Origin of the sequence: Mesorhizobium sp. M0077 (genome assembly GCF_040322955.1) — a bacterium.
Taxonomy (GTDB): domain Bacteria; phylum Pseudomonadota; class Alphaproteobacteria; order Rhizobiales; family Rhizobiaceae; genus Mesorhizobium.
In genome coordinates this window covers 1-25,274 of record NZ_JAMYUL010000029.1, presented here as the reverse complement: position 1 = coordinate 25,274, position 25,274 = coordinate 1, and the positions used below count along the sequence as shown (strand labels likewise).

23 protein-coding genes and 4 pseudogenes are annotated in these 25,274 nt (G+C 61.5%); 10 read left to right on the top strand and 17 right to left on the bottom strand.

Going from position 1 to position 25,274, the window contains the following annotated elements; genetic code table 11:
- The first annotated feature begins 434 nt into the window (after window positions 1-434).
- The 5 genes from NKJ57_RS30480 (at window position 435) to NKJ57_RS30460 (ending at window position 5,892) form a co-directional block, all read left to right on the top strand.
- Complete coding sequence (locus NKJ57_RS30480; protein WP_352513734.1) at window positions 435-1,427, top strand: substrate-binding domain-containing protein; 993 nt, start codon at window positions 435-437, stop codon at window positions 1,425-1,427.
- An 80-nt stretch (window positions 1,428-1,507) separates the two neighbouring features.
- Window positions 1,508-3,022, top strand: coding sequence for a sugar ABC transporter ATP-binding protein (locus NKJ57_RS30475; protein WP_023704356.1), 1,515 nt, complete (start codon window positions 1,508-1,510; stop codon window positions 3,020-3,022).
- Window positions 3,015-4,022, top strand: coding sequence for an ABC transporter permease (locus tag NKJ57_RS30470; RefSeq protein WP_352513735.1), 1,008 nt, complete (start codon window positions 3,015-3,017; stop codon window positions 4,020-4,022). The genes NKJ57_RS30475 and NKJ57_RS30470 overlap by 8 nt, the downstream gene beginning before the upstream one ends.
- On the top strand, window positions 4,019-5,044 hold the full coding sequence (locus NKJ57_RS30465) for an ABC transporter permease (protein ID WP_023667740.1): 1,026 nt from the start codon (window positions 4,019-4,021) through the stop codon (window positions 5,042-5,044). The genes NKJ57_RS30470 and NKJ57_RS30465 overlap by 4 nt, the downstream gene beginning before the upstream one ends.
- Window positions 5,041-5,892, top strand: coding sequence for a sugar phosphate isomerase/epimerase family protein (locus tag NKJ57_RS30460; protein ID WP_352513736.1), 852 nt, complete (start codon window positions 5,041-5,043; stop codon window positions 5,890-5,892). The genes NKJ57_RS30465 and NKJ57_RS30460 overlap by 4 nt, the downstream gene beginning before the upstream one ends.
- 179 nt (window positions 5,893-6,071) lie before the next feature.
- On the opposite strand, the pseudogene NKJ57_RS30455 reads toward NKJ57_RS30460, so the two are convergent.
- Window positions 6,072-6,723: pseudogene (locus tag NKJ57_RS30455) on the bottom strand (ABC transporter permease); the annotation flags it as partial.
- A 16-nt stretch (window positions 6,724-6,739) separates the two neighbouring features.
- Between NKJ57_RS30455 and NKJ57_RS30450 the strand changes: the two are divergent.
- Window positions 6,740-7,069: a GMC oxidoreductase gene (locus tag NKJ57_RS30450; protein WP_023692322.1), complete on the top strand. Its 330-nt coding sequence runs from the start codon at window positions 6,740-6,742 to the stop codon at window positions 7,067-7,069.
- A gap of 10 nt (window positions 7,070-7,079) precedes the next feature.
- Here NKJ57_RS30450 and NKJ57_RS30445 read toward each other — a convergent pair.
- Window positions 7,080-7,204: pseudogene (locus NKJ57_RS30445) on the bottom strand (aldehyde dehydrogenase family protein); the annotation flags it as partial.
- Window positions 7,205-7,220: 16 nt separating this feature from the next.
- Window positions 7,221-7,385, bottom strand: coding sequence for a hypothetical protein (locus NKJ57_RS30440; protein WP_023704359.1), 165 nt, complete (start codon window positions 7,383-7,385; stop codon window positions 7,221-7,223).
- Here NKJ57_RS30440 and NKJ57_RS30435 point away from each other — a divergent pair.
- Window positions 7,345-7,598: pseudogene (locus NKJ57_RS30435) on the top strand (MBL fold metallo-hydrolase); the annotation flags it as partial. The gene NKJ57_RS30440 and the pseudogene NKJ57_RS30435 sit on opposite strands and share 41 nt — an antisense overlap.
- Before the next feature lie 23 nt (window positions 7,599-7,621).
- Here the strand turns inward: NKJ57_RS30435 and NKJ57_RS30430 are convergent.
- The 7 genes from NKJ57_RS30430 to NKJ57_RS30400 form a co-directional block, all read right to left on the bottom strand.
- Window positions 7,622-8,365, bottom strand: a complete 744-nt coding sequence (locus tag NKJ57_RS30430; RefSeq protein WP_023686849.1) for an ATP-binding cassette domain-containing protein — start codon at window positions 8,363-8,365, stop codon at window positions 7,622-7,624.
- A 9-nt stretch (window positions 8,366-8,374) separates the two neighbouring features.
- Window positions 8,375-9,574 (bottom strand): alanine racemase, encoded by a 1,200-nt coding sequence (locus tag NKJ57_RS30425; protein ID WP_352513737.1) that lies wholly within the window; start codon window positions 9,572-9,574, stop codon window positions 8,375-8,377.
- A gap of 12 nt (window positions 9,575-9,586) precedes the next feature.
- The gene (locus NKJ57_RS30420) at window positions 9,587-10,555 is read right to left on the bottom strand and encodes an ABC transporter permease (protein WP_023686847.1); all 969 of its coding nucleotides are present in this window, start codon (window positions 10,553-10,555) and stop codon (window positions 9,587-9,589) included.
- Window positions 10,556-10,590: 35 nt separating this feature from the next.
- Window positions 10,591-11,652, bottom strand: a complete 1,062-nt coding sequence (locus NKJ57_RS30415; RefSeq protein ID WP_352513738.1) for a substrate-binding domain-containing protein — start codon at window positions 11,650-11,652, stop codon at window positions 10,591-10,593.
- A 66-nt stretch (window positions 11,653-11,718) separates the two neighbouring features.
- The gene (locus NKJ57_RS30410; protein ID WP_023667731.1) at window positions 11,719-12,780 is read right to left on the bottom strand and encodes a substrate-binding domain-containing protein; all 1,062 of its coding nucleotides are present in this window, start codon (window positions 12,778-12,780) and stop codon (window positions 11,719-11,721) included.
- A 31-nt stretch (window positions 12,781-12,811) separates the two neighbouring features.
- On the bottom strand, window positions 12,812-14,065 hold the full coding sequence (locus NKJ57_RS30405) for a M20 family metallopeptidase (RefSeq protein ID WP_352513739.1): 1,254 nt from the start codon (window positions 14,063-14,065) through the stop codon (window positions 12,812-12,814).
- Window positions 14,062-15,276, bottom strand: coding sequence for an ROK family transcriptional regulator (locus tag NKJ57_RS30400; RefSeq protein ID WP_352513740.1), 1,215 nt, complete (start codon window positions 15,274-15,276; stop codon window positions 14,062-14,064). The genes NKJ57_RS30405 and NKJ57_RS30400 overlap by 4 nt, the downstream gene beginning before the upstream one ends.
- A gap of 712 nt (window positions 15,277-15,988) precedes the next feature.
- Here NKJ57_RS30400 and NKJ57_RS30395 point away from each other — a divergent pair.
- Both NKJ57_RS30395 and NKJ57_RS30985 read left to right on the top strand, forming a co-directional pair.
- On the top strand, window positions 15,989-17,335 hold the full coding sequence (locus NKJ57_RS30395; RefSeq protein ID WP_352513741.1) for a family 1 glycosylhydrolase: 1,347 nt from the start codon (window positions 15,989-15,991) through the stop codon (window positions 17,333-17,335).
- Between the two features lie 51 nt (window positions 17,336-17,386).
- Window positions 17,387-17,917 (top strand): SDR family oxidoreductase, encoded by a 531-nt coding sequence (locus tag NKJ57_RS30985; RefSeq protein WP_502902080.1) that lies wholly within the window; start codon window positions 17,387-17,389, stop codon window positions 17,915-17,917.
- A 172-nt stretch (window positions 17,918-18,089) separates the two neighbouring features.
- Here the strand turns inward: NKJ57_RS30985 and NKJ57_RS30380 are convergent, their stop codons facing one another.
- The 7 genes and pseudogenes from NKJ57_RS30380 to NKJ57_RS30350 form a co-directional block, all read right to left on the bottom strand.
- Window positions 18,090-18,638, bottom strand: a complete 549-nt coding sequence (locus NKJ57_RS30380; RefSeq protein ID WP_023738284.1) for a hypothetical protein — start codon at window positions 18,636-18,638, stop codon at window positions 18,090-18,092.
- 188 nt (window positions 18,639-18,826) lie between these two features.
- A pseudogene (locus tag NKJ57_RS30375) lies at window positions 18,827-19,141 on the bottom strand (Arm DNA-binding domain-containing protein); the annotation flags it as partial.
- 232 nt (window positions 19,142-19,373) lie between these two features.
- A complete protein-coding gene (gene guaA / locus NKJ57_RS30370; protein ID WP_023732330.1) occupies window positions 19,374-20,936 on the bottom strand; it encodes a glutamine-hydrolyzing GMP synthase in 1,563 nt (520 codons plus the stop codon).
- A gap of 55 nt (window positions 20,937-20,991) precedes the next feature.
- Window positions 20,992-21,660, bottom strand: a complete 669-nt coding sequence (locus NKJ57_RS30365) for a 5'-methylthioadenosine/S-adenosylhomocysteine nucleosidase (protein WP_352513742.1) — start codon at window positions 21,658-21,660, stop codon at window positions 20,992-20,994.
- 127 nt (window positions 21,661-21,787) lie between these two features.
- A complete protein-coding gene (locus tag NKJ57_RS30360; protein ID WP_023701303.1) occupies window positions 21,788-22,246 on the bottom strand; it encodes a PaaI family thioesterase in 459 nt (152 codons plus the stop codon).
- An 84-nt stretch (window positions 22,247-22,330) separates the two neighbouring features.
- A complete protein-coding gene (locus NKJ57_RS30355) occupies window positions 22,331-22,771 on the bottom strand; it encodes a TspO/MBR family protein (RefSeq protein ID WP_502902081.1) in 441 nt (146 codons plus the stop codon).
- Between the two features lie 84 nt (window positions 22,772-22,855).
- Entirely contained in the window at window positions 22,856-24,145 is a 1,290-nt protein-coding gene (locus tag NKJ57_RS30350; RefSeq protein ID WP_352513743.1) for an RsmB/NOP family class I SAM-dependent RNA methyltransferase, read from the bottom strand.
- 319 nt (window positions 24,146-24,464) lie between these two features.
- On the opposite strand from NKJ57_RS30350, the gene NKJ57_RS30345 reads away from it, so the two are divergent.
- Entirely contained in the window at window positions 24,465-25,142 is a 678-nt protein-coding gene (locus tag NKJ57_RS30345) for an MIP family channel protein (RefSeq protein WP_352513744.1), read from the top strand.
- The last annotated feature ends 132 nt before the right edge of the window (window positions 25,143-25,274 follow it).

Genomic DNA, 25,274 nt, shown 5'->3' with positions numbered 1-25,274 from the left:
TCAACATGGACGACCTGCGCGAGCACAAGAAGCTCGCTCTGCGCCAAGCCGCATGACCAGCATCATGGCTGCCCCATTTTGCAGAACTTGACGCACACAACCCAACTCCGTTCATCAGCACCTCGGATCTGGGTAGCACCGCCTCCACCCAAGGCTCGCGGGGGATCGCATGTCCTTTCTACGGGTGCAGCCTGAGTGCGAACGGGCGGATCGTTTACATCGATCGAGAAATGTTTTTAGACGCTGGTTGCGTGACCCGCCTTGCTAAATCTATTTAGCACCTTGACCGGCCGGCATTCAAAGTCTTTTATGGCGCGTTCTGGGAGGAATGCGGCGCCGAGTGCGTCAATGCCGTCGGGCACAAAGGGGCGGGCCAAACAAAGCCGACATGGGCAATAGGCAACCCAAAAACTCGTCAATCAGGGAGGAATTAAATGTTAGCAAAAACTATACTCGCGGCAGCGTTCGGCGCAGCCCTTTCGGTCGCCGCAATGGATGCTGCGCTGGCGAAGGACGTCAAGGTTGGAGTCGTCGTGAAGATCGGCGGCATTCCCTGGTTCAATGCCATGGAAACGGGAATAAAGGAAAAGTCGAAAGAGCTTGGCGACGACGGCTTCATGGTCGGGCCGACCAGCGCCGACCCGGCACTTCAGGTTCGCGCGATCGAAGACCTGATAGCTCAGGGCGTCAGCGTAATTGGCGTCGTGCCGAATGATGCAAACGTTCTCGAGCCGGTTCTAAAAAAGGCGCGCGACACGGGCATCAAGGTCATAACCCATGAATCGCCGGACCAGGTGAACGCTGATTGGGACTTCGAAATGGTCTCGGCCGTTGGTTTCGGTGAGGCCCATGCCAAACTATTTGCCGAGAAAATGGGCGGCAAAGGCAAGTACGTCGTGTACGTGGGTTCTCTTACCGTGCCCGCACACAATGCCTGGGCCGATGCTGCAATCGCCTACCTGAAGAAGAACTTTCCCGACATGCAGATGGTTGGCGACAGATATGGCGTCGCCGAGAGCGCCGATGACAGCCGAAAGACGGCTCTGGATGTGCTTGCCGCCAATCCTGACCTCGGCGGCTTCCTGACGTTCGGCAGTCAGGGACCGATCGGCGCCGGACGCGCGATCGAGGAGCAGAAGCTTGGTGACAAGGTGGTTCTTGTCGGTTCATTCTCGCCTAGCCAAGGCAGCGCAATGCTCAAGTCCGGCATTATTGACGGCGGCTACATGTGGAATCCTCTGGAAGCGGGCAAAGTATTCGTAACAATGGCTGATTTTCTGGCGGGCGGCGGTGAAATCACCGACGGCATGACGATCGAAGGTCTGGGTGTCGTTCACCCTGACTTCAAAACCGGCACCATCATCGTGGACGCTGTGCAGCCTATCACGGTCGAAACGGTCGATGGTCTTGCAGCCCTAGGGCTTTAGATGGCGGACCATGGCTGGCGTGCCGGGGTGGCAGATCAATCCCGGCACGCCCCATCCTTGTCATTTCAGAAGGGCCCGCCGTGAACCTCGTCGCGTCTACGACGCAGGACCTCCCATCGGTTCTGTCGTTTAGCAACATAAGCGTCACATTTGGTGGCGTTAGAGCCCTCCAGGATGTCGCCTTCGAGGTTCTCCCGGGTGAAGTGCAATGCATCGCCGGTGAGAACGGCAGCGGCAAGAGCACCCTGATCAAGGTAATCACCGGCGTTTGTCAGCCGCTAGCCGGCGCAAACATGTCGATCGCCGGAAAGTCTGTCGACATCATGTCGCCGGCTGCGGCGCGCAGCGCCGGGGTGGAAGTCATCTGGCAGGACCTCGCACTGTTTCCTGAAATGACAGTCGCGGAAAATATCGGGATCAGAACTGTCCTCGGCAACATGCCTCGGCTCGTCGATCATTCGCGCATTCGCGAGGTGGCGCGAGGGCTGTTGGCGCGGCTTGGCGCCGACCTCGATGTCGACGCGCCTCTGCGTAGCTTTGCAATCGCCCAACGTCAGATCGTCGCCATCGCCCGGGCGCTCGCCGGCGATGCGAAGGTTATTTTCATGGACGAGCCCACATCGTCGCTTACTCAATCGGAAACAGACCGGTTGCTCGCGATCGTTCGAACACTCTCGAATGAAGGCATGGCTATCGTCTTCGTCAGCCATCGCCTTGCGGAAGTTCTGGAGATCTCAAGTCGCGTCACCGTTCTGCGCGACGGTAAGGTCGTTGGGGTGTTCCCGACCGCCGGAATGACCCAATCACGCCTCACCGAACTGATGACCGGCAAGACGTTCGACCAAACCGTGAGCACGAGAAACCTTAGTGGATCACCCGTCGTGTTGAAGATCGATCGATTGACCCGCGCAGGCGACTATGACGACGTTTCGCTGACAATACGGCGAGGTGAAACGCTTGGCCTGACCGGGCTACTCGGCGCCGGTCGCACAGAACTCGCGCTTTCTATTTTCGGCATGCTGCGCCCAGACCGCGGCAGCATCGCACTCAACGGGACGGTTCTTCATCTGAACTCCAACCGCGACGCAATCCGCGCGGGTATTGGATATCTCTCCGAAGACCGCTTGTCCCTTGGTCTCATACAAGCTCAGTCCATCGCCGACAACGCCGTTATCCCGGTGCTCGACAAGATCCTTGATCGAGGGCTGATCTCCTCGGAGAAGAAGGACGCGCTCGTCAATCATTGGATCGAGGAATTGGCGATAAAAGTCGGGCGGCAGACCGATGCGATTTCCACGCTCTCGGGCGGCAACCAGCAAAGGGTGGCCATCGCCAAATGGCTGGCGGTCGGCCTGAAACTGATCATTCTTGATTCGCCAACCGTGGGGGTGGACGTTGGCGCGCGGGCCGGCATCTTCGAGATTGTCGCCAAGCTCGCTGCCGAAGGCCTGGCGATTCTGCTGATATCCGATGAAGTGCCGGAGGTCTATTTCAACGCCGATCGTATCCTTCATATGGCTGCGGGCAAGATAGTCGCCGAATACGATCCGCACGCCATCCCGCTCGGCGACCTGGAAGCTGCCGTCTATGCGTAACCGCGGCAAGCTCTTCCGGGCTCATCCCACCGAGACATGGCTCGTTGTGGTTCTTCTCATCATGAGCGCAGGTCTCTCCGTTGCGAGCGACAAATTCTTCACCATTGCCAATCTCTTCAATCTGCTCAACACAAGCTCGACAAATCTGATCTTCGCGGTTGGGCTGCTGGTGGTGTTGATCGCTGGGGGCATCGACATCTCCTTCGCTGTGGCCGCGTCAGTGGTTCAATACGTTGTGGCGCTGGCTCTAGCCCAAATGGGAGGTGGTGATTGGTTCATCGGCCTCACCTTGGCGGCAATTGTCGGGATCGCCCTGGGTGCGGTGAACGCCGGCCTCATCTACTATTTCCAGATCATTTCAATCGTTGTCACCATCGCCACCTTCAATATTTTTTTCGGCCTGCTGATGTTCTTCACGCACGGTGTATCGATCTACAATCTGCCTGCATGGTGGACGCATCGCACTGTGCTTTTCGAGTTCCAACAGGCGAATGGCAATTGGACCGAGCTAACACTGCCGGTTGCGATCATGGCGGTCTGCGTCTGCGCCACCTGGGGGCTTATCCGGTATACCACCACGGGACGGCAGCTATACGCTTTTGGCGATAACCCGGAGGGCGCCCGTCGCCTCGGTATCAACATCGCGGCGATGCACTTCATTGCCTTCGGCTGGCTTGGTTTGATGGCCGGGATCGCGGGACTTGTGCAGGTGCACTATTCCCAGGAAGTCGTGCCCAACGCATTGGTGGGGCGCGAGCTGGACGTGCTGGCAGCTGTTGTCCTTGGCGGTGCCAGGCTGGGTGGCGGGCGCGGCACCGTGCTCGGTTGCATCCTTGGCGTGTTTCTTGTGTCGGTGACGCAAAACGGGCTGAACCTCCTCGGCATCTCTCCCTATGCTTTCAAGATGATCGTCGGGGCGATCATCTTGATTGCCATCACGCTGTCCAACGCGCCGCTCGGGCATATCCTCGCGGGCTTGCGGCAGAGGATGGGTACATGACGCAGCGCGTGCTCGAAACTGGAGCGCTACGGCACGGATTCTTGCGCCGTCTTGCCGGCACGTTGGGCGCCGAGAATATCGGACTTTTGCTGGCATTGATTTTGGTGATTGCATTCTTCGGATCTCTCTCGCCGCGATTCCTGTCCAAAGCTACCTTTGAATCGGTGGCCTTCCAGTTGCCTGAACTTGGACTGCTTACGCTCGCGATGTTGATGCCGATCATCTCGGGCGGCATCAATCTCGCCGTGACGTTCACGGCCAATCTCTGTGGCCTCACGCTCGCCTGGGTTCTTCAGGCCAACGGAGGACCGGACGCAAGCATCTATGCCTTTCTACTCGGTTCCGTTCTTGCGGTCGGCGTTGGCACGGCAAGCGGCTTGGTCATGGGCCCGGTGATAGCCTATACCGGCGCGCACCCCATCCTCGTTTCGCTCTCGGTGATGATTTTCCTGCGCGGCCTTGGCGAGTTTCTGACCCGCGGCGCCGACATTTCGGGCTTTCCCGAATTCATCCAGCCCCTGGGCCACGGCAGCATCGTCGGCATTCCTGTCCCGCTGCTGATACTGCTCGGCGCAGTCATCGTCTGGCATGTCTTGATGACCCGAACCAGGCTTGGTTTTTCAAACTATATGGTCGGCTCCAACATCGAGGCGACGCGCTATTCCGGCATCTCGACGCGACGCGTGATCATTCTGATCTACGCGCTTTCTGGCGCCATGTGTGCGTTGGCCGGCATTATCATGATGGCACGATTCAATTCCGTCCGTGTCGGCCATGGCGAGTCCTATGTGCTGATTACGGTGCTTGCCTGCTTCTTGGGCGGGGTGAATCCGTTTGGCGGCTTCGGCAAGGTCGTTTCGGTCTTCCTAGCCCTCATCGTTTTGCAGTTGCTTTCTTCGGGACTGAATCTCTTGGGCGCCAGCCAGCACCTGGCCACAGCCATTTGGGGCATCATGCTGATCGGCGTCATGATCTTGCGGTGGGCTGCCGGGCAGCTCAATTTCATGAGGATAACACGATGAAGGGTTTTGGCGTTCATACGAGCATGTGGACGAGTGGTTGGTCCGTAGAGGGCGCCGAGCACACTGTAGCGGCAGTGAAAAAATACGATCTCGATTTCATTGAAATTTCGCTGGCCGATCCATTTTCTTGCGATGCCGATCACACCCGCAAGCTGCTGGCGGCAAATGGCATGCAGGCGGTGTGCTCGCTAGGGTTGCCCGAACATGCTTGGGCATCGCGCCACCCACAGGAAGCGATTGACTTTCTCAAGGTGGCTATCGACAAGACGGCCGACATCGGAGCCCAGGCGCTGTGCGGCGTAATCTATGGCGGCATCGGCGAGCGTACTGGCGTGCCACCTACCCAGGACGAACTTGATAACATTGCGAAAGTGATGACGTCCGCCGCCGCGCAAGCCAAGTCTCGCGGCGTCGAACTCGGTGTCGAAGCCGTGAACCGCTACGAGAACCACATCATCAACACCGCGGCTCAGGCGGTGGCACTAATCGAGAGAGTCGGCGCCGACAATATGTTCGTGCACCTTGATACCTACCACATGAATATCGAGGAAAAGGGCATGGGCAACGGCATTATCACCGCCCGCGATTACCTCAAATATATCCACCTCTCCGAGTCTGATCGCGGCACCCCAGGCGAGGGCAATTGCAATTGGGATGAGACGTTCGCAACGCTGGCCGCGATCGGCTTCAAGGGCGGGCTCGCGATGGAGAGCTTCATCAACATGGATCCGCGTCTGGCGTTTGGCCTCAGCGTGTGGCGTCCGGTGGCCGAGAGTGAAGCGGTTGTGATGGGCAACGGTCTGCCGTTCTTGCGCAACAAGGCACGGCAGTACGGGCTGATCGCATAAGTTACATCACCATGCGAGATCGAAACTCGGCACATCATGAGCCGACTGCATCGACATTGCGGCGACTGCCTTCGAAGCAGGAGCCGCTCGAGAGGCAATATTGCGGCGTTTAGATCCCGGCCTTCGGCTGCTCCCACGGGCGCAAGCAGCCAACCGGTCGGCGATCGCAACTGCCTATTTCACCGGCTCGGGCATCGCAGCCTACCTTCGGCGGCCGCGAGCCGGCTCCGCATCAATTCGCGGCGCTTTCGAAACTCTGTGTATTCCTGGTCGCCAGTACCCCGATCAGGATCACCGATCCACTCACGGCAAAGTTGAGTGAGGAGGGAATGCCTAAATTTAAAAGATTGACAAGATTCTGAAGCACCTGCAGCAAGATCGTTCCGAGCACCACACCAATGATTGAGCCTTCCCCGCCCCGCAACGAGAACCCTTCAAGGCTGCCGGCGGCGATCGCGTAGAGCTCGTAGAAATTGCCGTGCGAGCTTGGCAGGATCGAGCGTGTGTACATTGCGAGAAAGATGGATGACAGCGCCGTCAGCCCGGCGCAGATCACATAGGCGCAGATGATAACCCGGCCGGTGCGGATTCCGGAAAACCGCGCGGCCTCTTCATTTTTGCCGACGGCGTAGAGATATCGTCCGAAGGCAGTACGGTGCAGAACGACCCACATCACCGCCGCCAGCATGAGCAGAAAGACAAAAGAATGAGGAATGGGAATGGAGGTGTAGGCATTGTTGGTAAGACCGAAACCAGATCGGTGCGACCGGTGGTGAGATATTCCAGATCCTCGAAGCGGGTTTCGTAGGGAAAGCCTGCCGGCGATCTTGCCCTGCTGCTCGCCGGCATGAAGATCGCCCGCACCATCCTGCGTCAGCCGGCCCTGCAGGCGGTGATCGCCGAGGAGCTGTCGCCGGGCGGGGCCGCCGACCTTTCCGATCAATCCATAACAGACCACATCCTCGAACATGCCAAGACGGTCTATCACCCCTGCGGCACCTGCCGGATGGGCACCGATGACCAGGCGGTGGTCGACCCGCAATTGCGCGTGCGCGGCGTGCCGCGCCTACGCATCTGCGACGCCTCGATCATGCCGCGTCTCATCAGCGGCAACACCAACGCGCCGGTGATCATGATCGCCGACCGCTGCGCCGATTTCATCCTCGGCAGCGCTTAGCGAGAAACGGTCAGCCGAGAGAAATCCAGGCTGTTTTGAGAGGGTGTATCTGTCCAGCGCATGCAGCGACTTGTCGCGACCGAAGCCGGACAGCTTGACGCCGCCGGGCGGCACGGTGATGTCGGCGCCGCCATACATTGCATAGGTCCTATCAAATCGAGACTGGGATAGCGGTGCCAACGCGCTGCTGTTGGCCGCCAGAAAGCTGGTGCGGATACGCCTGGAGAAATTCAGGCGATGCAGGCAACTTCACCAGACGCAGCAGCTCCAGCAGCATCCATGACGGCGCCGAAGTCGCGCCCGGCTTCCAGATCATCGCTGCGCCGGCCACACGCCCGGCCACTCGGTCTACCTCGCAAACTCCGGCAAGGAACAGCGCATGATTTCGGCCGACACGATGTATGTGCCAGCGCTGCTGGCGCCGCATCCGGAGTGGCAAGGCAGCTACGACCAGGACGGGCCGATGGCGATCACCACGCGGCACAAGCTGATCGATCGCGTGATCGCCGACAACATCCGGATCTCGGGCGGGGGCTCTCAGAGAGGTTCCTGCTATTGCTGCTGCAGGCCGGTGATCATGGCAATGATCTCGTTCTTATCGGTCTTCGCGGTCTCGCGAATTCCAATCTGCTTGCCACGCCTGAGAACACAGATGCGGTCGGAGAGCTTGAAGACCTGGTCGAGGCTGTGGCTGATGATCAGGATGCCGACATTGCGCTGCTTCAGCGACTGGACGATAGCCTCCACCCGGGCGGTTTCGGCAACGCCCAGCGCCGCCGTCGGCTCATCCAGCAGGATCAGCTTGCTTGCCCAATGCGTGGCGCGCGCGATCGCAACGCCCTGGCGCTGGCCGCCGGAGAGATCGCGGATAGTGGCGTGCGCGGAGGGGATGCGCACGTCCAGTTCCTTCACCAGTTTCTCGGTCTCGTCGATCATGCGGCGGCGGTCGAGCAAACCGAGGCGGTTCAGCGGCTCGCGGCCGAGGAACATGTTCATGTAGACCGTCTGCTGGTCGGCCAGCGCCAGGTCCTGGTAGACGACCTCGATGCCGTGCGCGCGCCCCATGGTGGCATTCGACATCGTCACCGGTTTTCCTTCGATGACGATGGTGCCGGACGAGGGCGGGTGGACGCCCGAGACGATCTTGACCAGCGTCGACTTTCCGGCGCCGTTGTCGCCGACGAGTGCAACGATCTCGCCCGGGAAAACCTCGAGCGAAAAACTCTCGATCGCGGTGATGCCGCCGAAATTCTTGCGAATGTCGTGCAGCTGAAGGATGGGCGCGCTCACCGTCATGTGTTTCTCCTAGACTGGCCAGGCATAGGGTTCACCGAAGCCGTTCTCGATGGTTTCCACTTTCGGATTGTCCGTCGAAATGCCCGACACGCCGACAATATGGGCGCGGGTGACGAAGGCCTGGCCACGGAAGCCGAACACGGCGCTGTCGCCAGGCTTCGGCGCGTTCGCGCCGGCGGCATCGATCATGGCGTAATAGTCGATCGCAGAGGGCGGCGGCACCTCGACGCTGCGCAGTGCCGAGCCTGCCGTCGTCGGTTCAGCCGAGACGATCGCCTTGACGTCGTAGTCGGGGAAGATCGGATCGATGTAGAAGCCGCCGCCAAGGCAATAGGCCTTGCCGCCGGAGAGATGCGAGACCTCGGTGAGATAGAGCACCGCCGGCAGCTCCGGCAAATCTTCCATGACATGCAGCGCGGTGGTGCCATGCAGTCCATTGCCGGGCTCGCACTGCGTCGCGCCGGCCTCGGCGAGTGCCGCCAGCATAACGCTCGACGTGGTGCCCGGCGCGTTGATCTCAATGTCCTTGCGTCCTGCCTTAGCCAGCGCTTCCGCAGCTTTCGCGAGCGTCGCCAGATTGGGGGTCGGCAGCACTTTTCGCGAAGCATGGTCGAACAGCAGAGCAGGGAAAGTGGTGATGCCGGCGAAACGGCCGCCTTCGACGGCATCCAGCCGGTCGGCGACATCGATAATGTCGGCGGCATTGAAACCGCCTTCATGGCCGCGATAGAAGATATCGCCTTCGGCGGCGATGCGGGCCAGCAGGTCCTGCACATAGCCGGCCGCCTTGGCGCCTGTTGCCGCTTCCCCAGCCTTGGTATCGTTGAACACGGTCCAGTAGTCCGGCTTGAAGGTTTTCGCCGCAGCCGCCGCTTCGAATTTTGCGACCTGCTGGAGATGGCCGAGATGGCCAAGCTTCATGCCTGCCTTGTGGGTGGCGCGGGCGCAAGCCATGTCGACGGCGACCGCGCGGTCAATGCCGCCGCGCATCACAGCCCGGCAGAACGACGAGGAGCGGCCGACCTGCTTGGTCATGGCGAAGATCTTCAGGCCGTTGCGGTTGGCCTCGCTCTTGAGAACCCGCGCATTGGCCTCAACCGTGTCGAGATCGAGCACATAAGCATTGGCCGGCAGCTTACCTTGCTGGTGCAACCGGATAGCTGATTCGATGAAGGCGGGGTTGCGGCGGCGCAGAATCTCGAGAAACATGGATGGCTTCCTTCAGCGGTTCTTTTCGCGCAGCGACACGGCGACTGCGGTCAGGATAATGAGGCCGCGCACGATCATCTGGTCGGAGACCGACAGGCCCATCAGGATCAGGCCGTTGTTGAGCATGCCCATCATCAACGAGCCGACCAGCGCGCCGACCACGGAGCCCTTGCCGCCATTGAGCAGCGTGCCGCCGACGATGACGGCGGCGATGACCGTCATCAGGTCGGTTTCGCCGAGAGTATATTTCGCCGCTTGCAGGCGACCGGCATAGAGCAAGCCGGCAAGACCGGCGAGCCCGCCGCTGATGGTCAGCACGGCGAGCCTGATCCTGGGCACGCTGATGCCCGATACGCTTGCGGCGCGGGCATTGTCGCCGGTCGCCAGCACATGCGCGCCGAAACGGGTTTCGCGGAACACCAGGTGGCCGATGGCCACGGCAATCACCGACCACCAGACGAGTGAGGGGACACCGAGCAGCGAGCCGGAACCGAAGAAGCCGGTGAACGCTTCGTTGGTCACCGAGATCGAGCGAAGGTCTGTCATCGAACGCGAAACGCCGGCGAACAGGCCGAGCGTCGCCAGCGTCACCAGGAAGGAGGGCAGCCTGACATACGCCACCAGCACGCCGTTGATGACGCCGATCAGCAGGCCGGCGCCGAGGCCGGCGACTATCCCTGCCGGCATGCCGTACGCGTTGATGGTGACGGCGGCTGCAAGGGCCGCCACCGCCACGATCGAGCCGATCGACAAATCTATTTCGCCGGCCGACATGACGAAGACCAGGCCGATGGCCATGATCGTCACCGGCGTCGTCTGCAACACGATGTTCGATAAGTTTCGGACGGTGAGGAAGCCGCTGTCCCTCAGCACAATGGCGAAGAACAGGAAGATCGCCAGGAAACCGAGGTAGACGACATATTGCTGCAGATTGAAGCGGCTGGCGAAGCTGCTACCGGCGCTGGTGTTGGCACTGGACATTTTATTCCTCCGGTGGTGAGCGCTTCGCCTCGAGCCTATTTCACCGCGTCCGCGATAGCCGCCGGTACGTCCCTGTTGAGGGACTTCTTCCAACCGTCCTTCACCGTGTCCTTGGTGACGGCGATGGAATCTACGGCATAGAATGGTTCGGCCTTCTTGCCGACCAGAGAACCTGCCGAGGCGCGCGCCAGCGTCACGCCAATGCTGTAGGCCTCGTCGGCGACGAGGGCCGCGATGTTGCCGCCCTTGACCATGTCGAGCGCGGCAGGCTCATTGAGGTCGAGCGTGACAATCTTGGTGTGCGTGTTGCCGGCACCGCGCAAGGCCGAAAGCACGCTCAGCGCCGGTTCGGCCCAGGTGACATAGATGCCGTCCAGGTCCGGATGCTGGGTGATCATCGCCTGGGCGATGTCTTCGCTGCGCGCCGGGTCGGCCATGCCGGCCTCGGCCTCGATCTTCATATCGGGATAGTCCTGCTCGATGGTCTTCTTGAAGGCCTGGTCGCGCTGGTTGGTGACGTAGAAGTCGGCATCGTGGAAGATGTAGCCGACCTTGCCTTTCTTGCCGAGCGCCTCGGCCATGGCGATGCCGGCCTTGTTGCCCATCTGAAAGAGATCGTCGGAGACGATGGTGACATAGTCCCTGCCCTGCTTGTAGCCGGCCGGGGAATTGTCGACGAAGCCGAGCTTGACGCCGGCCTGGCGTGCCGGATCGTAGACCGAAGCTGCAGTCGCCGGATCGACGGGAAGCGACAGGATGATCGACGGCTTTTTGGCCATCACCGTCTCGATATCGGCCTTCTGTCGCGCGGCGTCGAAACCGGCATCGGTCTGCGCCACCACCTCGATGCCGAGGCGCTTGAATTCGTCATGGGCGCCGGCGTTGACGGCGTTGGTGTATTCGCTCATCTCGTGCCAGACGAGGGCGGCGGTGAACTTGCCGTCCTTGATCTGCTGCTCTTCGGCTGGCGTCAGCGTAAGACTGCTCGCCGGCACCGGCTTTTCACCATTCGGTCCTGTGGTGACGCCTTCAGCGGCGAAGGCGTGCATGGCTAGCAGGCTCGCCACTGTCGTTATGATTACAGATCCTTTGCGCATGTCCCGGTTCCCTTTTTGTTGTGTCGAGAAAAGCTCCGGTGCGGCGTGCCGCGCCGGAGCGAGAGCCTACTTGGCCGCGTCGAGCACCGGCTGCGGCGCGTCGCGGTTGAGCGAGTCCTTCCAGCCCTGCGCGACATTCTCCTTGGTGACGGTCAGAGCCGGGGCGACGACGAAGGCCGGTGTCGGCTGACCAAGCAGCGACTTCATGCCGGAAGCAGCCATGGCGCGGCCGAGTTCATAGGCCTTGTCGGCGACGAGGGCTGCGACATTGCCGCCCTTGACCATGTCGAGCGCGACCGGCTCGGCGAGGTCGAGCGTGACGATCTTGGTCCTGGCGTTGCCGGCGCCGCGTAGCGCCGACAGCACGCCGTCGGCCGGCTCGGCCCAGGTCACGTAGATGCCGTCGAGATCGGGATGCTGCAAAAGCATCGCGTTGGCCAGTTCCTCGGCGCGGGCCGGGTCGGATATGCCCTGTTCGGCGACGATCTTGATGTCGGGATACACCTTCTCGATGGTGGTCTTGAAGGCTTGGTCGCGCTGGTTGGTGACGTAGTAGGCAGCGTCGTGGAAAATGTAGCCGACCTTGCCCTTGCCGCCGATCGCCTTGGCCATCGCGTCCGCAGCCTGCTTGCCCATCTGGAATAGATCGTCAGTCACGATCGAAGCGTAATCGGTGCCCTGCTTGTAGCCCTTGGGCAAGTTGGACAGGAACACCAACTTGGTGCCGTCCTTGACCGCCTGGCGGAAGGCTTCTGCCGAGGTGACCGGGTCGAGCGGCAGCGCCAAGATGACGTTGGGCTTGGCGGCCAACGCCGTCTCGATGTCGCTGCGCTGGCGGGCGGAGTCGAACTGGGCATCCGTTTTGACCGCAATGGTGATGCCGGCGCGGGCGAATTCGTCGGTGGCGCCGGCGGTTACCGCATTGGTGAAATCGGACGAGGTGTGCCAGAGCAAGGCAGCCTTGTAGCCCTTGTCCTTGAGCGCGGCGATGTCGGCATCGCTTAGGATCACGTCGGCGCTCGGCGTGGCGCTCTCGCCCTGCGGGCCGACCGTCTGTGCGAAAGCTGGGTTGGCGGCAAGCATCAATCCGCCGGCAAAGGCGGCGGCGATCAGTGTCTTCATCGGCATGTCAGTTCTCCCATTTTGCTTCGTTGGTGGTTCAGTCGGCCACGCCGCAGTAGCGGGCCATGAAGGCGGCGAAGCCGACTATGCCGGCGAAATATTCCTCGACATCCACGTGCTCCTCGAATGTGTGGCAATTCCTGATGTCGCCGGGCGCGCAATAGACGGCAGGAATACCGAGCTGATTGATGAAGAAGGGGGACTCCGACCAGAACGGTGCGCCCTCGATGACGCCGCGTCCGCTCATTGCGCCGGCCATCGCGTCGGACAGCATGGCGACTTCCGCCCGCGTTTCGCCGATCTCGGCAGCGGTGCCGCCCAGCCTGTGGTCGCGGCCGGCGGGGTAGGCGAACTCTACCGAAATATCCGGATCGGCGATCGCGCCGCGCACGGCAGCCTCGATCTCGGCGGCGGCGGTGTCGAGGTCCTCGCCAGGCAACAGCTTGCGGATCAGCGAGAGCGTGCAGCGCTCGGGAACGGCAATGTAGCCGCCGCCGGCAAGCCCGGTGATAAGCAGGAAGCCGCGCCCGACCAGTTTGTGCTCGGCGCGCGCGGCGACCTCATCCGAATGCTTCCAAAGCGCCGTCATCGCGGCATGGCTTGCACGGAGCGCATCCTTGCCGAGTTCTGGCACACCGAAATAGGCGGATTTGCCGGTAATCGAGATATCGGTGATGAAGAAGCCGATCTGCGCCGCATAGACGGCCAGGCGGGTCGGCTCGACATAGACGCTGAAATCGGGTGCTGTGACCTCGCCGGTCTCGATGCGTCCGACGAAGTGCTTGATCCCGGCGGAAATGCCGGTGCCGGGCTGGCCGCTCTCCTCGTCGCCGACGAAGGCAAAGGCGACGTCGCCCTTGAGGCGAACGCCGGCCTTGTCGAGCAGCGCGAGTGCCGCCAGCGAAGCAATGATGCCGGCCTTGAGGTCGCCGGAGCCTCGGCCCCAGACAGCACCATCAATGATCGGGGCGGCGAACGGATCCTCACGCTCGGTGCCTGCCCAATGCTCGCGCCAGCCGTCGACATGGACGGTGTCGGTATGGCCGATGAACAGCAGGCGCTTTCCCTGGTCGGCCCCCTTGCGCTCGCCCCAGATGTTGGGCCGCCCAGGAAGGAATTCCGTCCTGGTCAGGCCGCTGAGGTCAAGGTCGCGCATCCTGGCTTCGAGGAAGTCGACGAAGTTGGCTTCGTTGCCGGTGATGCTCTCTCGGCCGATGGCGCCGCGAAACAGCGTTAGTGCGTCGTCACGGTCGAGCGCTGCCTGCAGGCGGGCGGTAATATTGCAAGTCATATCGCGGCCTCCTTCAGCGCGGCGGCCTGGGCAGGCGGCAGCGAAATCCGGCCATCAGGCGCGTCGACGCCGAACAGCGTGTTGTGCAACTGGCCAAGGCCGATTGCCGCCGCGCCAATGAGGGCTGCGCGTGCGCCGAGTTCGCTCGCCTCGACCCTGACCGGATAGGGGAAGCATAGCGGCAGAAGCGCCTGCACCCTGGACAGGATTTCGGGCCGCAACCCAATCGAGCCGCCGAGGATAAACTTTTCTGGATTGGCGATTGCCGCGATTGCCGCAACGCCTTGCGCCAGATGGCGGGCAGTTTCGTCGAGCACGGTGAGCGCGTCCTTGTCGCCAAGCGCGGCATTCTCGAATATTGCCGGCACCGAGACCTGCCTGCCGGTGAGAGCGTGGTAGCGATCGGTCATGGCGTGGGTGGCCACCGCGCGTTCGAATGCGCCGGTGCGCAGTGATTCCTCGGCGAAGGGATCGGCCCCGATCGGCATGAAACCGATCTCGCCGGCGGCGTGCCCAGCACCCCGCACCAGATGGCCGCCCAGCATCAGCCCGCTGCCGATGCCGGTGCCGAGCGCGACGTAGGCGAGATTGTCGATGCCCTGGCCTTGGCCGAGCCAGTTCTCGCCAAGCACCGCGAGATTGACGTCGTTCTCGATCATCACCGCGACGCCGAGCGCTTCTTCGAAGGCATCCAGCACATTCATTGTGTCGAAGCCGGCAATGTTCGGCGCCATTAGAATGCGGCCGGTGGCCGGGTCAGGAGCGCCAGGCGCGCCGATGACGGCCAGGCGTATCTTCTTGCGCGCGACGTGCTGTCTGGCCGCGGCATCGAAGGCCAGCGCTGCAATCTGATCGACGACGAACTGGCCGCCGCGCGGATCGGTCGGTGTGGCGGCTTCGGCAAAGATCTGGCAGGCAAGGTCGGTCAGCGCGACCCGCACCTTGGTACCGCCAAGGTCGACGGCGATGATATAGGCTGCGTCGTGGACCAGTTCGTAGGTGACGGCGGTGCGCCCGACATGGCCGCTGGTGCGGCCGGTTTCCTGGACCCAGCCCTCCTGCTCGAGCCCGCGCATGATTTCGGAGATGGTCTGCTTCGACAGGCCCGTCAGCTTGGCGATCGAGGCGCGGGAGATCGGCCCGCCCTGGACGATCGCTTCCATCACGGAGCGCTGTGAGAACTGACGGGATATGCGCGGCAGGTCAGTCACATTGAACTCCGGTTAATTCGTTCTATGACCGAACTTATTATTCGGAACTGGACCTGTCAATGTATGTTCGCGAGCGGCCGTTTTTGCGTACGCGAACATTGATCCGAAGGCAGGATTCAGGCGCGTTGCTGTTGTTCGGCAGAAGATAAATGCGGTCAGCGAATGGCTGGATCAGCTTCTTGAATCAATTTGGCGAACAGCTTCGTAGCCATTGACGAATAACGATCATGCTAGTGTCTGAGGGTCACTGTTTTCTACAGGAGATCAATACAGCGGATGGTTCGCCGGTCCATATCTCTCGTATTCTCTCGTATGGGTCTGTCGAACCAAAGGACGATGAACGAGACTAACTACTGGCTTCGAGAATATTGGTGATGTACCGCGGGTCTGCCTCCCAGTGAATGGCTCAAATGGGGCCGGCAGCGGAACGTCCGCTTGCAGTTTGCAAACGTGGATAGCTACCATACCGCTTTCACTTGCAAAGGCGCGTTTGACGCCAACTGGTCTGGCCCGAAGCCGACATCTCCGTCCAGCATAGTCCGACCATGTTCGGCGCAAGCTGCTCGCTTGAACCGTGGGATAGAATTCCGCCAATTTCAGGCACGTGGTTGTCAGGCGCCTACCGAACTTGACAAGCAGTCTTGCAGGAACTGCGTCGAGCACTGAACGTTTGACCAAGCGCGGGCATCTCCGCCTTGGCTAAGGACCATCAATGTTCACGTTCATGTTTGCCACCGGCATCGAGAACAGCACCCCCACCATTCGACAAGGCCGGGAGCGCGTCGACGAAATGGAAAAATGCCGCTTCTACGAACGATGGCGCACCGACTTCGAACTGGTCCAGGATCTCGGGGTGCATTTCCTCCGCCACGGACCTCCCATCCACAAAACGTGGCTGGGTGATGGACGTTATGATTGGGCATTCGCCGATGAGACCTTCGCGGACCTGAAGGCGAAAGACATTCTTCCGATCGTCGACCTTTGCCATTTTGGCGTGCCGGACTGGGTTGGCAACTTCCAGAACCCGGACTTTCCGACACTATTCGAGCACTACGCCAGGGATTTCGCGATGCGCTATCCGTGGATCCAGCTCTTCACCCCAATAAATGAGATGTTCATCTGCGCCACCTTTTCGGCTCGCTGGGGATGGTGGAACGAACAACTGAGCAGCGACACTGCTTTCGTCACCGCCCTCAAGCACATCGTGAAGGCGAACGTGCTTGCCATGCGGGCGATCCTCGAGGTGCGGCCGGACGCCATCTTCATACAGAGCGAATCCTCGGAATACTTCCACGCCGATTCTCCCGAGGCGGTCGGCAGAGCGGAACGGTTCAACAGCGAGCGTTTCCTGTCGCTTGATCTCAACTACGGTCATGACGTCGACGCGCACACCTATCGCTATCTTCTCGAAAACGGGATGACGGCCGAAGAATACAGTTTCTTCCTGGAGAGCCATCTGCGCAGGCATTGCGTGATGGGCACCGACTATTACCAGACCAACGAACATCGGGTTTGGGCAGACGGAACGACGTCCGGGTCCGGCGAGGTGTTTGGCTATGACGAGATCACGCGGCAGTACTTCAACCGCTACCGGCTTCCCGTAATGCATACGGAGACCAACATCAGCGAAGGCCCCAATGGAGACGAAGCCGTCTATTGGCTGTGGAAAGAGTGGGCCAACGTGCTGCGGATCCGCAACGATGGCATCCCCATCGTAGGCTTCACCTGGTACTCGCTGACGGATCAGGTGGACTGGGACAGTGCGCTTCGGGAGAACAACGGACGGATCAATCCGCTCGGCCTCTATGACCTCGACCGAAATCCGAGGGCGGTGGGGCGCGCTTTCAAGGCGCTGATCGCGAACTGGAATAAGCTGTTGGCCACACAAAGTGTCTGCCTTGCTTTGCCGGTCTTTCTTCCCTCACAGCAGGATGATGCCATTGTTCGCGCGCAACAGGATTATGCGCGCAGCCTGCTGAGCGTGGATCGGGTCGCTGAAGGCTGGACTGAACCACTTGCTGCTCCCCAGAAAGAGGTCGAACCCGATGCGCCTGGATAACAAGACTGCATTGCAACCGGTGCTGCAAGCGGCATTGGACTGGCCATCGCCATGCGGTTGGGCACCGAAGGTGCACGGGTGAGCCGACGTGGGTGGAGGCAAGGTCGAGAAGGCGCGCATCGGTTCGACAAGGGGCGCGCCGGGGGAGGCCGCTATCATGGTGCTGTCGACTTGCGCTCACGCGTTCGGCAGGTTGGTAATAATCGTCAACAACGCGCCGGCCTGATAATCTTTAAACCCATTGAGGCATTCACTAGAGCGGGCTGGCTGAAGGTGCTGAGCGTCGACCTGCTGGGAGCAATTTATTTCGCCGGAAAGGCATTCGCTCATATGACATCTGGCGGCGTCATCGTAAAACATATTGAGTGTGCGCGGTCGAGACGAGCTCCGCATGTCGAGCTATACGCCGCGGCAAAGGCCACCCTCCTGTCTCTAACCGAGACCCGACGCAGTTCGCACCTTGGCCGACTGGGCATGAATCCGGACGATTACCGAACCAAATGGAACCTGCCTCGCAATTACCCGATGGTGGCACCCAACTATTCGGGAAGCGTTCCGCATATCGCCTCTAACACCCAGTAGCGGACAGCTCTCGCCTGAGGCGTCAGTCGTCGTTGAAGCGCTCCGGCATCGCATTCGAGACCAAGGCTGGTGCACAAGGATCATGACATCGAATTCCACTCTATACAGGAACAAGTGCCTTTCCTCGAGATTAGGGTTCGACGCCGCAACGGCGTCGAACCCCAAAGGAGACTCACATGAAACGTAAGATTTTGACAGCTACAGCGATCTCTCTCTGTCTCGCCACCGCGGCCTTGGCGCAGTCGTCGGGAACATCCAGCGGCACGAACGGAACGTCCGGCTCATCGGCCGGGTCGGGTATGAGTTCTACGTCCGGCTCAGGCCAAAGCGGTATCCCGAGCGGCTGGGACAGCAAGCTCTCGGGCTCATTCTTCAGCGACGCCAATTCGGGAAGACTTCTGTCGCAGGATGAGATCCGCAAGAACTGGTCGTCCCTGAGCTCTGAACAGCAGGCACAGGTTCGCTCCGACTGCTCGAGAATGACGGCCAGTAACGGCACTGGCTCTGGCACAATGACCGGCACGTCAGGTAGCTCGGCTTCGACCGGCAGTGATACAACGGCGAGTGTCGGCACCGGCTCTGGCACAGCCACCGGCACTTCAGGCAGCTCTGGTTCGACCGGCAGTAACACCACGGCCAGCAACAGCACTGGTTCGGGTACAACCACCGGCACGTCGGGATCCTCGAATACAGCTGGCGATACGACCGCCAGCACCAGCACGGGTTCGGGCGCGAACTCGGCTGCTCAAATGGCTTCGATGCAGCAGCTCTGCACTCAGGTTCAAGGGATGTGAGTGAATGCGGCGCTCCGGGCCGGCTTGGCCGGAATAGATGAGGCCTTGAAGGCCCGGACATCGCTGTGGTTTGGTAGCCACTTCGGCGCTGAAGTCGGCCGGAGATCGGGGTCACAACTCGGCGCTTGTCGCGCTGTTTCTCGATCGCCGGCGATCGTCCCTCGACAATAGCGCGCTTCGCGTCGAGACACTTCTCTCGGGCAAGGGCAAGTGAGATCCGCCCCGCCCATACCTGCCTAGATAGACCGTCTCCTGGCGTCCGTTGAGCCTGTAGTCCAGCCGAACCAGATCGCACTACTGGGCATCGCGCGGACATACATGCCGTCACGGTCTGCAATCTTATAGATTTTCTCTTTGGTTTCAGTGCCTTAAGGGCGGCATCCGTCTGAAAAGTACCGTCAGTACAATTTCGAGGCTCTTCGGCAGAAATTTTGTTTTATCTTCAATTCCTTAAGGCATAAAAAAGTACCGTCAGAGCCTCATTGGATCTGACGGTACTTCGAAAAATCTGAGCTAGCAATATGCGGAAGGTCCGTCAGCCGGTCCGTCAATCCAATCTCTGCGCACCGATTGTCGCTGATTGTCTCCGAATGGATTTACATGTGTTATCAAATGAATATGGCGTACAATGGCGTATTTTCGGCGCCGTTTGGTGGCCTGAATCATTCCCACTCGATGGTGCCTGGCGGCTTCGACGTCACGTCGTAGACGACGCGGTTGATGCCGCGGACTTCGTTGATGATGCGGGTGGCCGCCGCGCCGAGGAAAGCCATGTCGTAGTGGTAGAAGTCGGCGGTCATGCCGTCGACGGACGTCACGGCGCGCAGCGCGCAGACGAATTCGTAGGTGCGGCCGTCGCCCATCACACCGACGGTCTGCACCGGAAGCAGCACGGCGAAAGCCTGCCAGATGGCGTCGTAGAGGCCGGCCTTGCGGATCTCGTCGAGATAGATGGCGTCGGCCTCGCGCAGGATTTCGAGCTTCTCGCGGGTGATACCGCCGGGGCAGCGGATGGCAAGGCCTGGTCCAGGGAACGGATGGCGGCCGATAAAACTTTCGGGCAGGCCGAGTTCCTTGCCCAGTGCCCTCACCTCGTCCTTGAACAGTTCGCGCAGCGGCTCGACCAGTTGCATGTTCATGCGCGCCGGCAGGCCGCCGACATTGTGGTGCGACTTGATGGTCACCGACGGGCCGCCGGTGAAGGAGACGCTCTCGATGACGTCGGGATAGAGCGTGCCTTGCGCCAGGAAATCAGCGCCGCCGAGTTTCTTGGCTTCTTCCTCGAACACTTCGATGAACAGCCGGCCGATGGTCTTGCGCTTCTTCTCGGGGTCGGACTCGCCTTCCAGCGCCGAGATGAATTTTTCCGACGCGTCGACCAGGATCAGCGGCAGATTGTAGTGCTGGCGGAACATCGCCACCACGCCGGCGGCCTCGTCCTTGCGCATAAGGCCATGGTCAACAAGAATGCAGGTCAGCTGGTCGCCTACCGCTTCGTGGATCAGCAAGGCAGCGACCGATGAATCCACGCCGCCCGACAGCGCGCAGATCACCTTGCCCTTGCCGACCTGTTTGCGAATTGTCTCGACCGCGTGCTCACGATAGGCGCGCATCGTCCAGTCGCCTTCGATGCCGGCGATGTTGTGCACGAAGTTTCTCAGCAGCCTGGCGCCATCCGGCGTATGCACAACTTCCGGGTGGAACATGATGCCGTACATCTTGCGCGCGACATTGCCGAAAATGGCGAAGGGCGAGCCTTCCGACTTGCCGAAGACCTCGAACCCCTTGGGCAGCGAGATGACGCGGTCGCCATGACTCATCCACACCTGGTGACGCTGGCCGGGCGCCCACAGGCCTTCGAACAGCGGGCTGTCCTTTTCGATCTCGACGAAGGCGCGGCCGAATTCGCGATGGTTCGAGCTTTCGGCGACGCCGCCCATCTGCACGCACATGGCCATCTGGCCGTAGCAGATACCGAGCACCGGCACGCCGGCATCGAAGACGATCTGCGGCGCGCGCGGGCTGCCGATGTCTGATGTCGAGGCGGGACCGCCCGACAGGATCACGGCTTTTGGATTGATACGCTTGAAGGCAGCTTCGGCCGATTGAAACGGCACGATCTCGGAAAACACGCCGGCCTCGCGGATGCGGCGGGCGATGAGCTGCGTAAACTGGCTGCCGAAATCGACAATCAGGACTGTATCGGGATGATTGGCTGTCGTCATGGCGAGCCTTTAGAGAAAGAAACGAGTCGGCGCAATGGGGTGCGTAGCCCGACTTTCAGAGCGCTGCCGGCTCTTGCCCAGGCTGCTCCTTGTGTAGCGTGCCGGAGCCGATGGCCTGTTCGAGGCGCACGACTGCATCCGCCAGCTTCTCGTCGATGACATGCAGATATTCGGTCCAGTCGCCAACGTGGCGCAGATCGGCTGCACCGTCTGAAATGCCGCGCAGGCCGATAAGCGGGACATCGAACAACTGGCAGGCGCGCAGGCAGGCGAAGGTTTCCATGTCGACCATGTCGGCGGCGATGGCGTCATAGGCGGCACCGGTGATGACGGCGCCGCCGGTCGACATGCTGGCTTCTTTAATGCCCGGTATCCTGAACGGCAGCGGCACTGTCACCGGCAGGTCGAGAAACGGCGTAACCCCTTTCTCGAAGCCCAGCGGCGAAGCGTCGATGTCGCGATAGCTGACCGAGACCGCCTGGTAGATTTGCGTCTGTTCAAGCGTTCGGCTGCCGGCGGAGCCGAGCGAGACGACGAGATCGGGCAACGCCTTCTCGGATTTCAGCCATGACAGTTCGGCGCCGAGCCGCACACCTGCCTCTACCGGGCCGACGCCCGTCATCAGCGGCGTGAACAGTTTTTGCAGATGCGGACCGTACTCGGCCTGCGCCGCCATGACGAAAAGAACGTCCTTGCCGCCAATTCGCGACACTTTGCCGGTCATGAATTCGACTCCCTCGGCTGCGGAACAAAAAGGGCGGCGCTCTCGTCGGCTGCCGGCCCTTCGCTATGGCTCCGGGTCGCTCGAAAAGCCAATTTGGGGGCTTTTCGTCGGTTACACGGACCACTCCTCATCCCGCTATCCCGTCACGGCCAACCACCGTCATCATCGTGCCGGTCATGGTCGCGATCAGCTTGGCCTCGCCATCGGCGGCAAAGGCGTACGCCTGGCCATCGGCGACAATGATGGTGCGGCCGGGTTTGGTCACCGAGCCGCGGAACAGGAAGCGTTCGCCCCGGCCGGGCGCCAGGAGGTTGACTTTGAATTCGATGGTCAGCACGCCGGAATTTTCCGGCATCAGCGAGAACGCGGCATAGCCGCAGGCCGAGTCCAGCGCCGTCGAAATCACCCCGGCATGGAGGAAACCGTGCTGCTGGGTCAGTGCCTGGGAATAGGGCATTTCGATCTCGATGATGCCCGGCGTCACAAGGGTCAGCTCGGCGCCAATGGTCGCCATCGCCTGCTGGCGGGCGAACGACGCCCTGACGCGGTCCTCATAATCGGGTGCGGGTACGATCTTTGCTGCCATGGCCATCGCCCTGATTTATCTGCAAAGCTTATCGCAGACGCCTGAACGCCACGCAAATGCTTTTGCTGCACTGCAGCAAAGCACTCAGTTCAACAGGAGCAGCGACGCGTTGAGCAAGGTGGCGAAGGCCACCCATAGGGCATAGGGCGCAAACAGCCAGCCGGAAACCCGGTCGCGGTTCCACACCGTGGCGATGAACAGCGCAATGCTGGCGAGAAGAGCCAGGATCACGACCAATGCCGGCCCCATCAGTTTTGCGCCGAAGAAAGTCGGCGACCACGCGAAGTTCAGAACAAGCTGGAGGGCCCAGATCTTCATCGCGGCGCCTGCTCGTTCCCGCTCCCATGTCCGCCAGCCGGCTACGGCGATCAGGACATAAAGGAGCGTCCAGGCGGGCGCGAAGACCCAGTTGGGCGGATTGAAGGGCGGCTTGGCGAGCGAGGCATACCATTCACCCGGCAGCGTCGCATAGCCGATCAACAGGCCGCCGCCGAACACCAGAATGAGGAAAAGCAGAAGCGACACATATCTTTGCAAGAATTCTACCCCGTCTGGCGGCCGACGCCGCGCATCTGCAACTGGCGCTATGTCAGCCTGTCAATCGCAGCGTCAATTCGCCCGACGCAGCGCACAGAAATAGAACCCGTCGGTGCCGCTGAGCGCCGGCGACAGCGAGATATCGCTTGTCTTGCCGATCCGGGCGGCCGCTGCGTGACCGGGGAAGCTGACATCCCAGAGCGCGCGATGATCGACCGGGACAAAGCCCTTGTGCCGCTCGCGGAAGGCAGCGATCTGCTCGCCATTCTCCTCGTCGAACACCGAACAGGTGATGTAGACCAGCAGGCCGCCGGGTTTGACATAGGCCTTGGCCGCGTCGAGGATCGCCGACTGCTCGCCCTTGCGGGCATCGAGCTGTCTTTGCGTCAGCCGCCATTTGGCGTCGGGACGGCGCCGCCAGGTGCCGCTGCCGGTGCAGGGCGCATCGACCAGCACAATGTCCATATGGCCCACGAGGGGGCTGAGTTCAGCCGGCTTGGTGACGACCTGCACGTTGCGGTTTTCCGAACGGCGGATGCGGTCGAAGATCGGCGCCAGTCGCGCCTTCTCGGCATCATGGGCGAAGACCTGGCCTTTGTTGGCCATCGCCGCAGACAGCGCCAGCGTCTTGCCGCCGGCGCCGGCGCAGAAATCGAGCACCTGCATCCCGGCTTGCGCGCCGGCAAGGGCGGCAACGATCTGCGAGCCTTCGTCCTGGACCTCGAACCAGCCTTTCTGGAAGGCCGGCTCGGCCTGTACGTTCGGGTGCCTGCCGTCGCCGTCGATGGGCGGGATGCGAATGCCTTGTGGCGCGATAGCGGCTGCCTTGGCGCCGGTTTCGGCGAGTTCCGCCAGCACTTTGGCGCGGTCGGACTGCAGCGTATTGACCCTGATGTCGAGCGGCGGGCGGGTCGCCAAAGCCGCCCCTTCCGCAACCCAGTCTGCGCCAAAGGATCGTTCGAAGAGCGGCGCGCACCAGTCGGGTATGTCCGCCCGCACCGCCTCCGGCGCGTCTTCAGGCCGGCGCTCGGCCAGCGCCTGCAACTCGGCGGCGCTGAGCAGCGGCGGCGCGAACTTGTCACCCTGGAGCGCATCGTTGAGCGATTGCGGCGTCTGGCCCCATTCGATGAGCAGCGCGCCGAAGCCGATGGCGCGGGGCGTGTCTTCACCCAAAAGCCAGCCGGCGGAACGTTTGTGGCGCAGCGCGTCGTAGACGATGTTGCCGATCGCCGCGCGGTCGCCGCCGCCCGCAAAGCGATGCGACAGGCCCCAATCTTTCAGCGCATCGGCCACCGGCCGGTGGCGCCGGCCAATGTCGTCCAGCACTTCAATGGCTGCCGCCAGCCGTCCGCCCAGTCGCATTCGTCATTCCATCTATCGAGCACAGTATCTTTCGGCCTGCTCTTAGAGCGTTTCGCGTCGAGATTGAACCCCGCTTGAATTTCGCGGCGACGAGGCCTTCCGCTCGCGGCCGACGATTTTCCCCGCCGGCAAATGTCCGCCCGCCGGCGATAACAAATCTCAAATATATGCAAGGTCTCTAATGTTGGTAACTGACCGCCGTAAGCACGATCTGTGGCGCAATTGCTCAGCTTTCCAAGCTTTTGCGTTGGGAATACTCTTTGCGCCATGATTCGCGGCGCGGAAAAGCGGACCGACGGATCGATACGAGGAGAGGGCAATGAAAACGTATCTTGCGGAAGTTCTAGGGACATTTCTATTGGTGTTTGTCGGCACGGCGTCGGTGGCGACGGGTGGCTTTCTCGCCGACTTGCCGCTGGGCCAGGAAGCCATCGGCCTGGCGTTCGGCATCGGCCTGATTGCGGCGGCTTACGCGGTGGGTCCCATCTCAGGCGCACATCTCAACCCGGCCGTCACGCTCGGCGTCTTCCTTGCCGGCCGGCTGCCGGCCAAGGATGTCATTCCTTACTGGATCGCGCAGATCATCGGCGCCATTCTGGCCTCGCTGGCGCTGTGGATCATCGTCTCCGGCCAGACCGGCGGGCACACCACCGGTTTCGGCGCCAATGGCTGGGACGTGGCGAAATGGGGGACGAGTTCGGCCTTCCTGTGGGAGCTGATCGGCACCTTCACCTTCGTCACCGTCATCCTCGGCGTCACCGCCGAGAAGCACTCGACGGCGTTCGCCGGCCTGGTCATCGGCCTGACGCTGGCCGGACTGCACTTCGCCATGATCCCGGTGACCGGCACCTCGCTCAATCCGGCGCGTTCGATCGGCCCGGCGCTGTTTACCGGCGGCGCAGCCCTCAGCCAGCTCTGGCTGTTCATCGTTGCGCCGCTGATCGGCGGCGCAATCGCTGGCGTCGTCGCCAAGGCACGCATCTTCGAAAAGGACTGATTTCGAAGCTTGCGAAAACGAAGGGGGGGGGGGGGGGGGGGGGCCGCGGGGGGGGGGGGGGGGGGGGGGGGGGGGGGGGGGGGGGGGGGGGGGGGGGGGGGGGGTGGGGGGGGGGGGGGGGGGGGGGCCGCG

Excerpts from the sequence above, each read along its gene's own strand:
- NKJ57_RS30480 (WP_352513734.1), top strand. The coding sequence starts at position 435 with ATGTTAGCAAAAACTATACTCGCGGCAGCGTTCGGCGCAGCCCTTTCG.
- NKJ57_RS30470 (WP_352513735.1), top strand. The coding sequence starts at position 3,015 with ATGCGTAACCGCGGCAAGCTCTTCCGGGCTCATCCCACCGAGACATGG.
- NKJ57_RS30465 (WP_023667740.1), top strand. The coding sequence starts at position 4,019 with ATGACGCAGCGCGTGCTCGAAACTGGAGCGCTACGGCACGGATTCTTG.
- NKJ57_RS30460 (WP_352513736.1), top strand. The coding sequence starts at position 5,041 with ATGAAGGGTTTTGGCGTTCATACGAGCATGTGGACGAGTGGTTGGTCC.
- NKJ57_RS30450 (WP_023692322.1), top strand. The coding sequence starts at position 6,740 with ATGAAGATCGCCCGCACCATCCTGCGTCAGCCGGCCCTGCAGGCGGTG.
- NKJ57_RS30440 (WP_023704359.1), bottom strand. The coding sequence starts at position 7,385 with ATGATCTGGAAGCCGGGCGCGACTTCGGCGCCGTCATGGATGCTGCTG.
- NKJ57_RS30430 (WP_023686849.1), bottom strand. The coding sequence starts at position 8,365 with ATGACGGTGAGCGCGCCCATCCTTCAGCTGCACGACATTCGCAAGAAT.
- NKJ57_RS30425 (WP_352513737.1), bottom strand. The coding sequence starts at position 9,574 with ATGTTTCTCGAGATTCTGCGCCGCCGCAACCCCGCCTTCATCGAATCA.
- NKJ57_RS30420 (WP_023686847.1), bottom strand. The coding sequence starts at position 10,555 with ATGTCCAGTGCCAACACCAGCGCCGGTAGCAGCTTCGCCAGCCGCTTC.
- NKJ57_RS30415 (WP_352513738.1), bottom strand. The coding sequence starts at position 11,652 with ATGCGCAAAGGATCTGTAATCATAACGACAGTGGCGAGCCTGCTAGCC.
- NKJ57_RS30410 (WP_023667731.1), bottom strand. The coding sequence starts at position 12,780 with ATGCCGATGAAGACACTGATCGCCGCCGCCTTTGCCGGCGGATTGATG.
- NKJ57_RS30405 (WP_352513739.1), bottom strand. The coding sequence starts at position 14,065 with ATGACTTGCAATATTACCGCCCGCCTGCAGGCAGCGCTCGACCGTGAC.
- NKJ57_RS30395 (WP_352513741.1), top strand. The coding sequence starts at position 15,989 with ATGTTCACGTTCATGTTTGCCACCGGCATCGAGAACAGCACCCCCACC.
- NKJ57_RS30985 (WP_502902080.1), top strand. The coding sequence starts at position 17,387 with ATGCGGTTGGGCACCGAAGGTGCACGGGTGAGCCGACGTGGGTGGAGG.
- guaA (WP_023732330.1), bottom strand. The coding sequence starts at position 20,936 with ATGACGACAGCCAATCATCCCGATACAGTCCTGATTGTCGATTTCGGC.
- NKJ57_RS30365 (WP_352513742.1), bottom strand. The coding sequence starts at position 21,660 with ATGACCGGCAAAGTGTCGCGAATTGGCGGCAAGGACGTTCTTTTCGTC.
- NKJ57_RS30360 (WP_023701303.1), bottom strand. The coding sequence starts at position 22,246 with ATGGCAGCAAAGATCGTACCCGCACCCGATTATGAGGACCGCGTCAGG.
- NKJ57_RS30350 (WP_352513743.1), bottom strand. The coding sequence starts at position 24,145 with ATGCGACTGGGCGGACGGCTGGCGGCAGCCATTGAAGTGCTGGACGAC.
- NKJ57_RS30345 (WP_352513744.1), top strand. The coding sequence starts at position 24,465 with ATGAAAACGTATCTTGCGGAAGTTCTAGGGACATTTCTATTGGTGTTT.